Genomic DNA, 13,193 nt, shown 5'->3' on the forward strand with positions numbered 1-13,193 from the left:
CCTGCCTGCCCGGCCTGCCTGCCCGGCCTGCCTGCCCGGCCTGCCTGCCCGGCCTGCCTGCCCGGCCTGCCTGCCCGGCCTGCCTGCGCGGCCCGGTCTGGCCTGGCCTGGCCAGCCCGGCTGATCGTCAGGGTGGCCGTCCTCCCGGCTACGCGGCCGCCTCGGTCGGTCATCCCACCGACCGACCACAGCCGCAGCATTGCACCTGGAGGACCTGCCGAAACGCGAGCACACCATTCAGAATGGGCCCACTCGCCGAGGCTTCGATTGCCGACGCAATAGTTCGGCGCAGGTTCAGGGCGGCGCTCTCTCGCGCTTACTTAAATCGAGCGAAGAAATGCACAATGCCGAGGTCACCTCCAACCGCGACGACAACGATGATAAGGACGCAGATTGAGCTCGTTGCGAGGACTGCGCGCTCGGCGTGCACCGAATCAGCGCCGAGGATGACGCCGGCCGTGGGAACGCCACGGGTCCAGGCTTCGCACGTTGTGCCGGGGAGACGGACGGCAGAGCGGGCGGCTGCGGTCTGCGTAGGGGCTCGGGACCAGATGCAGGCTCCGACTCAGGCGAGTCCGGCGGCCATGGTGAGGGCGCCGGCTCCGAATGCTGCTGAGGTGCCGGCTGCGGACGCAGTGAGAACGCAGGCTGCGGCGAAGGCGCCAGCTCCGGCCGAGGGTCCGGCGGGGACGCTGGCCGCGGTGAGGACGCGCGGCGGGGCGCGGCCACCGGCTGCCGTAGCGGCGGGGCGGGTTGTGGCCGCGAACCCTGCTGGAGTGCGGGCTGCCGCTGCGGCAGGGGTGATGGCGCTGACCTCGACGTAGGCGTCTGCCGCGAGGTGGGCACCGCCTGCGGCGCGGACGGCCGCGCAGGCGACGGGCGCGGTGCGGACGGCAGCGCAGGCGACGGGCGCGGTGCGGACGGCAGCGCAGGCGACGGGCGCGGTTTGGGTGGCGGCGCCGGCTGGGGCGGCGGCGCGATGGGGCGCCGTGGTGAGGTCGGCTGCGGTGCTGGCTCGCGGAAGGTTGGGAATGTTGCGGGGAAGCGGCGTTGGTGGGCGTGGCGCAGGCGCTCGGCGTGGCGGCGGGGTAGGCCTCGCGCGCGGCGGCGTTCGTGGTCTCGGCGGAAAGCCTCGCGCTCGGGGGAAAATGTGCGGGCGGCAGTCTTGTCGGTCATTTTGGCTAATTCGGATCTGGTGAACAATTGCAGCTGCCGCATGCGACTGAGCATTGCGCACCGGGGGTGTCGGCGGCCAGTGCCGATCGTGCCAATTCTTCGGGCTCGGAATGGTTGGTGTGACGTCACGTACATTTTTTGGGATAGTGCAGCATGACTTCTTGGACCGAGCGGATAGTGGCACGGGTAAGTGACTTGGTGGCTGTTCGGTCTACTGCGGAGCGGGCGGTGGAGCTTCGGGCGGCTCTTGACTTCGTGGTTGGGGAGGTGGGGCGTGGGTTTGCGGTTCGGTGGTTCGAGAGTGGGGGGAAGCCCAGCGCGCTGGTGTGCCGGGCCGGCGCCGTGATGCCGTTTCGGGTGGTGTTGAACGCTCACCTGGATGTGGTGCCGGGGGCCGACGAGCAGTTCGCGCCCCGGCGGGACGGGGATCGGCTCTACGGGCGGGGGACGCATGACATGAAGGCCGCGGCCGTTGTGCTCGCCACGGTGTTTCGCGAGCTGGCCGACGAGTTGCCCTACGACATCGCGTTACAGCTGGTCACCGACGAGGAGGTGGGCGGGGCGGACGGGACAGGGCATCAGTTGGCCGCGGGGGTTCGGGCCGGCTTCGTCCTCATCGGGGAGCAGAGCGGGCTCCGGGTGGTCGCCGAGTCCAAGGGGATCTGCCAGGGGCGGCTCAGCACCGCTGGATTGGCGGCGCATGCGGCGTACCCCTGGATGGGAAGAAACGCCCTGCTGGACCTGACCGCGGGGATCGACCGACTCCTGGCCGCTTATCCGGTGCCCACGGTGGAGGCGTGGGCGACGACCGTCAACCTGGCCCGGATCGAGACGCCGAACCTGGCCGTCAATCAGGTGCCGGCCGCCGCCACGGCCTGGTTCGACCTGCGCTACCCGCCTTCCGACGGGCACTTCGCCGGGCGTACCGCCGAAGAGATCGCCCTGCACCTGAGTGAGGTGACCGGGGTGGCCGCGCATGTCGATGCGCTCGGGCCGCCGCACCGGGCCGACCCGGACGGTGCCGAGGTCCGCCTGTTGCAGCAGGTCGTGCGGGCCACCGGATACGACGGTGACCTGCTGCGCAAGCACGGGGCGGCAGACGGGCGGTATTACCACGCGCTGGGGATCGATGCGGTGATCTTCGGGCCGGGTGGGGGCGGACAGCACGGGCCGGCCGAGTATCTGGATGTCACCACGCTGCGTCCCTATTACGAGGCTTTGCGCGGCTTTCTGTTGGGGCTCGACCGGTGAAGACGCTGCTATACATCGTCGGGCCGCCGGCCGCCGGCAAGATGACGGTGGGTGCGGCGATCGCGGCGCGCACCGGGCTGCGGCTGTTCCACAACCACATGGCGATCGAGCCGGTGCTGCCGTTCTTCGCGTTCGGCACGCCGCCGTTCCACCGGCTGGTCGACGGATTCCGGTCGCGGCTCATCGAGGAGGTTGCGGCCAGCGACCTGCCGGGCCTGATTTTCACGTATGTATGGGCGTTCGACCACCCGGCCGATGCCCGGGCGGTGGCCGGCTGGAGTGAGCCGTTCCGGCGCCGTGGCGGCCGGATTCTGTTCCTCGAGCTGGCCGCCGGCCAGGAGGAACGGCTGCGCCGCAACGAGGGTGCGTCGCGGCTGGCGGCGAAGCCCTCGAAGCGGGATCTGGCCTGGTCGCGCGACAACCTGCTGGAGTCGGACCGGCGGTACCGGTTCAACTCGGCGGGCGAGTTCGACGGGCGCGACGATCACCTGCGCATCGACAACACCGACCTCGCCGCGGAGGCGGTGGCGGAGCTGGTGATCAGGCGGTTCGGTCTGAACGACGGTCCGGGTGAAGGTCCGGGTGAAGGTCCGGATGAAGGTCCGGATGAAGGTCCGGATGAAGGTCCGGATGAAGGTCCGGACGGGTGATCGGCAGCAGGGCGAGCACCAGGAAGCCGTCGCCGGCCGGCTCGGCGCGCAAGTCACCGCCGGCCGCCACCACCCGTTCCCTCAGGCCGAGCAGGCCATGCCCGGTGGAGGGCGCACCGGACGGACCGCGAGCCGCCGGACGGTCCTCGACCGAAAGGCACAGCCACTCGTCCTCCCAGCCGGCCCGGACGGTCGCCTCGGCACCGGCACCGGCGTGCTTGCGGGTGTTGACCAGGGCCTCCTCAACCACCCGATAGGCGACGTCGCTGACCTCCGGATCCAGTGCGGCCGGCTCGCCCTCGATCTGCACGTCCACCCGGAGGCCGGCCGCCCGCGCCTGCTCCACGGCGATGTCGAAGTCGTCGAATCCCGGCCCGTCGACGGACGGTCCGTCGGCGCGCAGCAGCTGGAGCAGCCGGCGCAACTCGTCCATGGAACGGGTGCCGACGTCCTGGATCACGTCGAGCGCCTCGGTGGCGCGCCGCGGATCGGCGGCCATCACCTGCCGGGCGCCGGCCGCCTGCAGCATCATCGTGCTGACCGAGTTGGACAGGATGTCGTGCAGGTCGCGGGCGATGCGCGCCCGCTCGGTGCGCCGGGCCGCACCGGTCGCAGCCTGCCGGGCGATGGTGATCGCGGCGCGCCGGCCGTCTGCAACGGCGGCCTGTCCGCGCCGGGTGATGACCGCAACCTGGCGGCCGACCACCGCCACGATCACCCCGACACCGAGAGAGAGCACGGTCAGCAGGCCGATCCAGCTCGCATTCTCCCGCCCGTACGGTTGCCCGGGAGCGGACGGATCGAACACGTACCATCCCACCGCGGCGTGGCTGTAATGGCCGAACGCCGGAAGGCAGGCGGCCAGCGCACCACACAACAGGGCCGGCCGCCGGCGCGTCGCGAGGGCGTAGAGCGCGACCAGCATCGCCGCGAAGTCGAAAGATTCCATGATCAACGGCGCCGCCGTGCACCAGGCCAGCTGGATCAGGAAGACCGAACCGGGCCATCGGTGCCGGCCCAGCAGAGCGAGGGTCACCATTACGAAAACGGCGTCGTGCAGCCGGCCTCGAAGCGGATCCTCGCTGAACTGGAAGGCCGTCATCGCGAACGGATTGTGGAAGATCAGGAGGTACGGGATGAGGATGACGTCGAACATCCAAGGCGGAACCCGCTGCACTTCCCGCCACCAGCGGGGCCGGAATTGTCCCATTAAACCAAATTAGTCGCTATTCGCCAGCAGGAGCCAGCGCACCCGCCGGATCAGCTCGGACGGGCTGAACGGCTTGATCAGGTAGTCGTCGGCACCGACTGTCAGGCCCAGGTCGATGTCCACCTGGCGGCCGCGTCCGCTCAGCATCAGCACCGGGATCTGGGCGGTGGCCGCCGACGAGTGCAGCTCGTAGCAGACGCTCAGGCCGTCCAGGCCGGGCATCGCCACGTCCAGGATGACCATGTCGGGGTGCTCGTCGTGCACCATCGTCAGGGCCGTGCTGCCGTTGTCCGCGGTGATCGTGTTGTAGCCGGCCGCATGCAGTTTGAACGCCACCAGGTCGCGGACGGTGTCGTCGTCGTCCGCCACCAGGATGGTCGGCTCGGTTAGGTCGGTGGTCCAGTCCGCGACCGGGGACGCCAGCGAAAGGGACGGCAAGGTGAACGAGGGAAGCGCGGTAACTGCCACTGTTTTCTCCTGACCGGGGGGGTCGCCACTTCGTCGAGCGACGGGCCCCATCGGCGGCCGGTTCGAGTCCCCGAGGCAATTCACCGTTGCACGATGGGTGCGGGCTCTCAAGTACGGCGCTTCCCAACCGTTGAGAAAGTCGTGATGACACGGCTACGAGCGCAGATCTTGGCGGTGGTCGCGCTGGCGGCTGCCTTCCAGGTGGTCGTGCCGTACCTGTCGCTGCCGGTCGGGCGCGGCGTCTCGGACGTCTTCGTCATCGTGCTGATCGGCTTCGGGGCGTACACCTACCTGCGCCGCGTCCCGTTCGAGCGGGGCCGGCACCGGGCCGCCGTGCTGGTCGGTGTCGGCTCCTGCTCGCTCTGGACCTTCGCGAACGTCATCTACCTCGGCAACGAGTTCCATGCCATGCCGCCGGCCGTCACCGTGGCCGGCGCCATGTCGATCGGCGCCGCCCTGCTGCTGCCGCTCGGCATGCACCTGAACGCCCCGCCGGTGCCGGGCGCCGAGCGCTACCGCGGCTTCCTGGACGTGGCCGCCGTGTCCGGCGCCGTCTTCGCCATCACCTGGGTCTACATCCTCGAGCCCGCGCGGCACGCGGTGGACGCCGTGATGAACGCCGGCTTCGTCACCGCGCTGACGCTGCCCGAGGTGATCGCCGCCGCGGTCGCCCTGGTGACCATGTCCCGCCACCTGCCCGACCAGACCGGCCGGGCCCCGCGTCTGCTCGGCGCCGCCGCCGTCGTCCTCGCCTGCACCGCGCTGATGGCGGTGCGCAACGGCGTGGAGGACCTCCCCTGGTACACCGCCGGCGCGGGCGGCGGCTACACGCTGGCGGCCGGCCTGGTCGCGGTGGCCAGCCGGCTGGAGGCGACCCGGTCCACGCGGGCCGGCACCGAGCGGCACTTCTCCGGCGTCTGGGCCCTGCTGCCGTACGTCCCGATCGTGCTGGCCGTGGCGGCGACCGCGGCCGAACAGGTGCACCGCCGCTCGCTCGCCCCGGTCCTGGTCTGGGTGCTGCTCGGCACGTTCAGCCTGGTCCTGGTCCGCCAGTTCCTCACCGTGTCGATCGTCGGCCGGCTGGCGGTCACGCTGCAGCGGCAGCAGTCGGCGCTGGCCTATCAGGCGCGCCACGACGCGCTCACCGGCCTGCCCAACCGGGCCGCCTTCCACGAGGTCGGCAACGAACTGGTCGAACAACACGGCACGGTTGTGGTGCTGCTGCTCGACCTGGACGGCTTCAAACCCGTCAACGACCGGCTCGGGCACGCCGCCGGCGACGAGGTGCTGGTCGAGGTGGCCCGCCGGCTGTCCGCCGCGGTCCGCCCCGGAGACCTGGTCACCCGGCTCGGCGGCGACGAGTTCGCGATGGTGTTGGCCGAGCCGGCCACCGAGGAGGCCGGCCACGACGTGGCCGAGCGCGTCCTGCGCTCACTGTCCGAGCCGATGCGCGCGCTGGGTGAGCCGGTGCGGGTGGGTGGCAGCATCGGCCTGGCCATCGGCGGGGGCGAGCTGGGTGAATTGCTGCGGCAGGCCGACATTGCCATGTACGCCGCGAAGGCCGACGGCAAGGGACGGGTGAGCCGGGCCGCGTAAAAGGAAAGGCGGAGCTGGTGCCTTGTGAGACCAGCCCCGCCACCGACAGTGCCGCCGTTTACCGCGTACACCTGGCGTCGATCGACGACGCTAGGCCATTTCCGCCCGCTTCCGGAGTCCGGCCCCGCGGATCGTGATCACGCTCTCACGACCCGCCACGCCCCGGAACCGAGCAGTTACCTGCGGGTAAGATGTCAGGCCAGCTCGGTACGGAGATCGTGCGCACCGTCCGCCCGGGTGGCCTCGTAGTAGATCCGCTCGCGCCCGTCCGGCAGGGTGACCAGGCTCAGATACCGCAGGCCGTACGGCGCATGCGGGCTGCCGACCGGCTCGCCCTCCGCGGTGAGCTCGCCGAAACTGCCGTCGGCCAGCCGCGTGCCGCGGGCCACGCCGGTCCGCTCCTCCCAGTTCTCGCCCGCGGTGGCCCGGCCGTCGTAGGCCGCGGTGACCTCGTCGCCGTCCACCCGCACCGACGAGACCCGCACGCCGCGCGCGTCCCACTCGCCGGGCCGGCCGGTCAGCACCGTGCCGCGCCAGGTCCAGTGCACGCCGTCCGGGCTGGTCGCGTACCAGGTGGTCATCCGGTCGGCGTCGTCCCAGCTCTCCAGCGGATGCACCGACGCCCACAGGTGCCAGCCGAACCGGTCGTGGTGCAGCACCGGGTCCTTCACGGCGACCGTCTCGTCGCCGGCCAGCACCGTCCGGGCCGGCGCGTCGGCCAGGCCCTCCGGGGTGGCCGCCTCGAGCAGCTCCACCCGCCAGTGCTTGGTGCCCGGGGTGGCCGCGCTGACGTAGAGCCGCCAGCGGCCGTCCGGCGTGCGCACCAGAGCCGGCCGCTCCAGCGACTCGGCGCCGAACCGGTCCTTGCCCACCTCGGCCACCGGGGTGAACTCGAGGCCGTCGGCCGAGCGCGCCACGACGTTGGAGATGCCCCGGCCCTCACCGATCGGCAGGCGCAGGCGGTACGCGAGGTACACGTGACCGTCCGCCACCACCGAACTGGGCGCACCGGCCCACGCGCCCGGTTCGGAGCCGGGCGGCTCGACCACGACGGTGGAGTCTTCCCAGCGAGGCAGCGGCAGCGTGAAGGTTCCGGTGGACAAGGTCGGCTCCTAGGCGTGACGGCGTTGGCACTGCGAACAGTATCGGGACAACAACGAGCTAACGCGCTCCGGCGTGCCGGTCCACCGACAGCCAGTCGTCGTACCGCTCCCCGGTCACGTCCTGGAGCAGCGCGATGTCCTCGGCGAACAGCGGCAGCAGCGCCGCCCGCTCCTCGGGCGTGGTGACCGGGCGCTTGCCCTTCTTGCGGTGCAGCACGGTCAGGATCGGGCCGCGGGCGGCCAGCCGCAGCGGCACCGGGAACCGGTGGCCGAGCGTGCCGCCGGTGCGCAGCAGCCAGCGCAGCACCGCGTTGACCTGGTTGTCCTCGACCACGTGCCGGTTCACGTTCTCCTTGGGGATGGCGGTCAGCACCCCGGTGCCGACACCCAGGAAGTCGCAGACCCGGTCCAGGGTGCGGGCCGGCTCGTCCTTCAGGTCCTTGTAGCGCAGCAGCAGCACCTGCTCGCGCGGGAAGTGCTGGAACAGGTGCTCGAGCTGGTAGCCGTAGAGCCCGAGACGCACGTAGTGCCAGAAGTCGGCCCAGCCGGCCTCGATCCGGGCCGGCTCGGCACGGCAGGCGGTCAGGAAGTCGGCCTCCGGTTCCAGGCCGGCGTTCCACAGGTGGGTCCAGTTCGAGTGCGCCCGGTCGACCGGGTCGCGGAGCAGGATGATCATGCGCGCCGACGGGACGAGCGACTTGATGCGTTCGTGCGCCTGCACGTCGTACAGGTAAAAGGGGGTTGCCTCGCCCCGCAGCGTGCCCCCGGGAGCCGGCGCGAACAGCGCCTCGTAGTCCTCCTGCCGCCAGACGTGCTCCTGGTAGGTCTGCACGTCGCCGGGACCACCGGTGGTCGGTGGCGGGCCGTCGGAGAGGAAGAACTTCGGTTCCTTCACCGTGGGCAGGAAAAGCTCCGGATGGGGAACGAGCGCGGCGTGCAGAGCCGTGGTGCCGGCCTTGGGCACTCCGGCGATCAGGAAGTCCGGGAGTGGCATGGGGGTCCCTCCTCACGTGCGCCGGCGGCGCTCGAAGCCGGGACTTAGCCTACAGGATTAGTAGGCTTTATCGAGATGGCGACGACAGCAGGCGCCGCCACCAGGTGCGCCGGCGGAAACGCGGGCAGCCGTCGGGGCCGCAGTGGGCGCACTCGGTGCCCCGGCGGTGGTGCTCGTGGGCCCGGTGCGGATGCCCGCAGACACAGAGAGCTTCCTCAGCAATCATCGCTTCACCAACGGTAGTGGAGCCCGAAAGCTACGGGCCGGCGCGGACGGGGTAGGCGCCAACCAATCTATACATCCGCATTCATCTACGCACCGTCAGGGGATGGAAACCTTTCTGCACCCGACGCCTCACGCATCGTAATGTCGCCGTGCGGTGACATACCTCACACGGAGTAATCCGACATATCGGCATTGCCCGGATTGGCCGAGATCGACGGACCTGGCACGCATTTGCCGGCATCGTGCCCGCCGCGACCTACCACGACCTCACTGTCCGTTACTGGGCGTAACTCCCGTGACGAAGGTCAACTAACGCTGCCCATGCGAATAGGCCCAGGTCATACGGTTGGATGCCAGGCTCTACCCGGGTGTCGTCACGCTGTCCCTTTGGTTAGTTGACGCTACGTAATGGATAGCTAGGGTTGGTCTCCAGAAGCGAGCGGCTCGCGGTTCTGCCCCCGGAACCGCGTGAAGGCCGCACCGCCGAACACTGGAAGGACCCGACATGGAGCTCTCGACGCCTGCCGACAACACGTGGGGTAACGGCCGCACGTCACCGACTGTAAGCGTCGTGATCCCGGCGCTGAACGAGGAGCGGAACCTTCCGCACGTGTTCGCCGCCCTGCCGGCCGACGTCAGCGAGGTCATCCTGGTGGACGGCGGCTCCGTCGACCGGACCGTCGAGGTGGCCCGCGAGCTGCGTCCCGACGTGGTCGTGGTGCAGCAGACCCGCAAGGGCAAGGGCAACGCGCTGGCCTGCGGTTTTGCCGCCTGCAAGGGCGACATCATCGTGATGATCGACGCCGACGGCTCGACCGACCCGGCCGAGATCCCGCTGTTCGTCCAGCAGCTGGTGGACGGCGCCGACTTCGTGAAGGGCTCGCGCTTCTCCAACGGCGGCTTCAGCCACGACATCACCAAGCTGCGCAAGCTCGGCAACGACGGGCTCAACCTGGTGGTCAACGTCCTGTTCGGGACCCGGTTCACCGACCTCTGCTACGGCTACAACGCGTTCTGGCGCAGCGTGGTTCCGGTCCTCGACCTGCCGGACACCCGCCTGCCGCAGCCGGCCGACGGCAACAAGCTGTGGGGCGACGGCTTCGAGATCGAGACGATGATCAACATCCGGGCTGCGGTGGACGGCATGAAGGTCGGCGAGGTCGGCAGCATCGAGCACCGCCGGATCCACGGCGAGACCAACCTCAACACGTTCCGCGACGGCTTCCGGGTGCTGCGCACCATCTTCAGCGAGTACGGCCGGGCCCGCCGCAACAGCCGCGACGGCGTACGCCGCCCGGGTGGCGTGCGGGTGCACCAGGCCCCGGTCTCCAAGAACTACGGCGCGATGGTCAACCGCCCGCAGCCGGTGCCGCCGGCCGCCCCGCTGAACCGGACCACCCGGCGCCCGGACGACGTCAAGCCGCTGCGCACCCGCGCCGCCGTCGAGGACTGATCGGGAGTCTTCCTCCGCTCCCCTGCCCCCCTTGCTTCAGGAGTAGCTCCCGTGTCATCCACCACCCGCCCGGCCGTCAGCATCGTCATTCCTACCCACACCGAGGACCGCTGGGACTCGCTGGTGCGCACCGTCGCGTGCGCCCGGTCGCAGAACTTCGCGCCCGCCGAGGTGATCGTGGTCGTCGACCACAACCCCGAGCTGTACCGCCGGGTGCGGCGCGACCTCGCCGGTGTCACGGTGCTGGAGAACGCGTACGCCAAGGGCGTGTCCGGCAACCGCAACACCGGGGCGTTCCACGCGCAGACCTCGGTGGTCGCGTTCCTGGACGACGACGTCATCGCCGACCCGGACTGGCTCGGCCGGCTGGTGGAGCCGTTCGCCGACCCGCGGGTGGTCGGCTCCGGCGGGGCGATCAGCCCGGCCTGGGAGTTCGAGCGCCCGCGCTGGATGCCCGACGAGTTCCTCTGGGCGGTCGGCGGCTCCTACACCGGAATGCCAACCAGAACCGCACCGATTCGCAACGTGTGGTCGGCCAGCATGGTGGTCCGCCGGGAGACGTTCGTGGCGGTGGGCGGTTTCCGGGTCGGCTTCGGCAAGCTCGGCGACCGGAACCGGCCCGAGGACACCGAGCTCTGCCTGCGGATGAGCGCCCTGGACGGAGGCCACTGGATGTACGTCCCGGAGGCGGTCATCCGGCACGAGGTGCCGGCCAGCCGGTCCACCTTCAACTGGTTCCTGCACCGCTGCTACGCCGAAGGCCGCGGCAAGGTGCAGATGGCCGGCCTGACCGAACGCGGCGACACGCTCGCCACCGAGCGCGCCTACATCTGGTCGCTGCCCCGCGCGGTGGTCCGCAACCTGGGTGCCGCGTTGCGCGGCCGGGGTGTCGACCACGCCCTGCGGGCCGGCGGTGTGCTGGCCGGGGTGGCCGCGGCCGGCGTGGGCACCGTCGTCGAGACCGTCGCCGCGCGGCGTACCCCGCGCACCGCCCAGCTGGAGGCCGCCCGATGACCGCCGAACTCAACCGCAGCTGGCTGACCGCGCCCGAGATCGCCCCGAACGGCGGCGAACTGCCCGCGGTCGTGCTCGACCTGGACCTGTCCGACCCGCTGCCCACGGTCGCCGCGGTGCACACCGACGGCCGCCGGGTGCGGCAGGCCTGGGTGCTGGTCCGGCTGTTCACCGAGCCGCTCGGCACGGTGCTGGTCGACGTGCCCGAGGGCGGGTTGCGGCCGGCCGCGCTGGGCGCCGCCATCGAGGCCGAACTGGGTGCGGTGCTGCGGCCCCGGCTCGGCGGCCTGCCGCTGCCGATCGACGGCTACACCCCCGCGGTGGAACCGGAGTTCCTGGCCCGGCGGCGTGCCGTGCTGGCCACCGCCCCGCACATCACCGTGGTCCTGTGCACCCGGGAGCGGCCGGGTGCGCTGGCCCGTTGCCTGGACAGCCTGCTCGCCCAGCAGTACCCCAAGTTCCGCGTCCTGGTGGTGGACAATGCGCCAGAGACAAATTCAACCGCCGAGGTGGTACGCGCGGCGGCCCGGCGCGGTCCGGTCGAGTACCTGAAGGAGCCGAAGGCCGGGCTGTCCTTCGCCCGGAACACGGCGGTCAAGGCGGCGCCCGGCGAGATCCTGGCGTGGATCGACGACGACGAGGTGGCCGACCCGTTCTGGCTGGCCGAGGTGGCCCGGGCGCTCGACGAGCACCCCGATGCCGACGTCATCTCCGGCGTGATCGTGCCGGCCGAGCTGGAGACCCGGGCGCAGTTGTGGTTCGAGCAGTTCGGCGGGCACAGCAAGGGCCGGGGCTTCACGCCGGCCGCGTTCAGCCCCGCGACCGCGCACATCCAGAGCCCGCTCTACCCGCTGCCACCGTTCGGCACCGGGGCCAACATGACCTTCCGTCCGGGCGTCATCGAGCGGATCGGCATGTTCGACACCGCGCTCGGCGCCGGCACCCCCGCCATGGGCTCCGAGGACACGCTCGCATTCACCCAGGTCCTGGTAGCCGGCGGCAAGATCGTCTACCAGCCGACCGCGGTCACCCACCACTACCACCGGCGGGATCTCGAAGGACTTCAAAAGCAGATGGTCGGGTACGGGACCGGACTGGTCGCGGCGTACACCAGCCTGCTGATGGCCCGCCCCGGCCTGATCTGGTCGCTGCTCCGGCTGGCACCCGGCGCGCTGCGCGACCTGACCGGCAAGGACACCCCGCGCACCGCCACCCTGCGCGACGATTTCCCGCGCGACCTGCTCAAGGCCAACCGCCGCGGCATGCTCGCCGGCCCCAGCGCCTACCTGCGCGGCCGCCGAGCCGCCAAGGCGAAGGTGCGCGCCACCACCGCCCGGTAGCCGCCAGCTTGCCCGATTTGGCGGAAAGTCCTCCGGTCGCGGGGCATTCTCAGTGGAGAAGCCCCGCGGCGGAGCATTCCCGAGACGCCCTTGGAGGCCCAGTTCAATGGCGCACAAGCCGACCTCCGCGGCCACCGACCCGGAAAACCCGCCGGTCCGGCTGACCCCCGGCGAGAAATCCGTACGCCTCTCCCCCGGCGAGCCCACCGGCCACGTCCCGGGCGAACGCACGGTCCGCCTGAAGGCAGCCGCCGACCCCGAGCCGCCGGTCTCGAACAGGTACGACGAGACCATCCTGCTCCGGATCCCGGTGATCCCCGGCCACCCGGCCCCCGCCGACCTGCCCCAGTCACCGCTGGTGCGCTCCGCGGTCCCCCCGGCGAAGGCGTCCGCCCGGGTGCCCACCCGGGGCTCCGCCCGGGTGCCGGCCAACCAGGCCAACCAGCAGACGGCGTGGCCCACCAACCCGGCGCCGCAGCCACCCACTCACCCGGCCAACAAGCAGCCGTCCCGCCCGGCCGAGGCCCCGAAGAGCCCCTACCGCCAGGGCGTGCGCCTGGAATTCATCGTGCCCCCCGGCGGCGCCAGCCTGACCCGGCCGGCACCCCCCGCCAAGAAGGACCGGGCCGCCGAGCCCGAGACCCCGCCAAAGCCGGAGGCCCAGGCCCAGCCCGCCCCCGCCGGCAAGGCAGAGGTCAAGGCAGAGGCAGACG

General features: G+C 71.1%; 10 protein-coding genes and 1 pseudogene. 7 read left to right on the forward strand and 4 right to left on the reverse strand.

The genetic code is table 11. The features are described 5' to 3' along the window. Positions 1 to 1,536: 1,536 nt before the first annotated feature. Together Ari01nite_RS11430 and Ari01nite_RS11435 are read left to right on the forward strand one after the other, a co-directional pair. Positions 1,537 to 2,427 (forward strand): M20 family metallopeptidase, encoded by an 891-nt coding sequence (locus Ari01nite_RS11430; RefSeq protein ID WP_239162662.1) that lies wholly within the window; start codon positions 1,537 to 1,539, stop codon positions 2,425 to 2,427. Next, positions 2,424 to 3,077 (forward strand): AAA family ATPase, encoded by a 654-nt coding sequence (locus Ari01nite_RS11435; RefSeq protein WP_203781153.1) that lies wholly within the window; start codon positions 2,424 to 2,426, stop codon positions 3,075 to 3,077. The genes Ari01nite_RS11430 and Ari01nite_RS11435 overlap by 4 nt, the downstream gene beginning before the upstream one ends. Here the strand turns inward: Ari01nite_RS11435 and Ari01nite_RS11440 are convergent. Together Ari01nite_RS11440 and Ari01nite_RS11445 are read right to left on the reverse strand one after the other, a co-directional pair. Then, entirely contained in the window at positions 2,968 to 4,233 is a 1,266-nt protein-coding gene (locus tag Ari01nite_RS11440) for a sensor histidine kinase (RefSeq protein WP_203781154.1), read from the reverse strand. The genes Ari01nite_RS11435 and Ari01nite_RS11440 overlap by 110 nt on opposite strands. A gap of 63 nt (positions 4,234 to 4,296) precedes the next feature. Further along, positions 4,297 to 4,755, reverse strand: a complete 459-nt coding sequence (locus Ari01nite_RS11445) for a response regulator transcription factor (RefSeq protein ID WP_239162663.1) — start codon at positions 4,753 to 4,755, stop codon at positions 4,297 to 4,299. Between the two features lie 144 nt (positions 4,756 to 4,899). Between Ari01nite_RS11445 and Ari01nite_RS11450 the strand changes: the two genes are divergently transcribed. Beyond that, complete coding sequence (locus tag Ari01nite_RS11450) at positions 4,900 to 6,351, forward strand: GGDEF domain-containing protein (protein ID WP_203781156.1); 1,452 nt, start codon at positions 4,900 to 4,902, stop codon at positions 6,349 to 6,351. A 194-nt stretch (positions 6,352 to 6,545) separates the two neighbouring features. Here Ari01nite_RS11450 and Ari01nite_RS11455 read toward each other — a convergent pair whose 3' ends face one another. Both Ari01nite_RS11455 and Ari01nite_RS11460 read right to left on the reverse strand, forming a co-directional pair. Beyond that, positions 6,546 to 7,454 (reverse strand): glycoside hydrolase family protein, encoded by a 909-nt coding sequence (locus Ari01nite_RS11455; RefSeq protein ID WP_203781157.1) that lies wholly within the window; start codon positions 7,452 to 7,454, stop codon positions 6,546 to 6,548. A 58-nt stretch (positions 7,455 to 7,512) separates the two neighbouring features. Beyond that, positions 7,513 to 8,448, reverse strand: a complete 936-nt coding sequence (locus Ari01nite_RS11460) for a sulfotransferase domain-containing protein (protein WP_203781158.1) — start codon at positions 8,446 to 8,448, stop codon at positions 7,513 to 7,515. 730 nt (positions 8,449 to 9,178) lie between these two features. On the opposite strand from Ari01nite_RS11460, the gene Ari01nite_RS11465 reads away from it, so the two are divergent. The 4 genes and pseudogenes from Ari01nite_RS11465 to Ari01nite_RS50860 all read left to right on the forward strand — a co-directional run. Next, positions 9,179 to 10,126, forward strand: coding sequence for a glycosyltransferase family 2 protein (locus Ari01nite_RS11465; RefSeq protein WP_203781159.1), 948 nt, complete (start codon positions 9,179 to 9,181; stop codon positions 10,124 to 10,126). 51 nt (positions 10,127 to 10,177) lie between these two features. Next, entirely contained in the window at positions 10,178 to 11,140 is a 963-nt protein-coding gene (locus Ari01nite_RS11470) for a glycosyltransferase family 2 protein (protein ID WP_203781160.1), read from the forward strand. Next, positions 11,137 to 12,480 carry a glycosyltransferase family 2 protein gene (locus tag Ari01nite_RS11475; RefSeq protein WP_203781161.1) on the forward strand — a complete coding sequence of 448 codons (1,344 nt, stop codon included), beginning with the start codon at positions 11,137 to 11,139 and terminating at the stop codon, positions 12,478 to 12,480. Before Ari01nite_RS11470 ends, Ari01nite_RS11475 begins: the two co-directional genes overlap by 4 nt. 106 nt (positions 12,481 to 12,586) lie before the next feature. Next, positions 12,587 to 13,193: pseudogene (locus tag Ari01nite_RS50860) on the forward strand (hypothetical protein); the annotation flags it as partial.

The sequence above is a fragment of the Paractinoplanes rishiriensis genome, assembly GCF_016862375.1.
GTDB classification, from domain to species: Bacteria; Actinomycetota; Actinomycetes; order Mycobacteriales; family Micromonosporaceae; genus Actinoplanes; species Actinoplanes rishiriensis.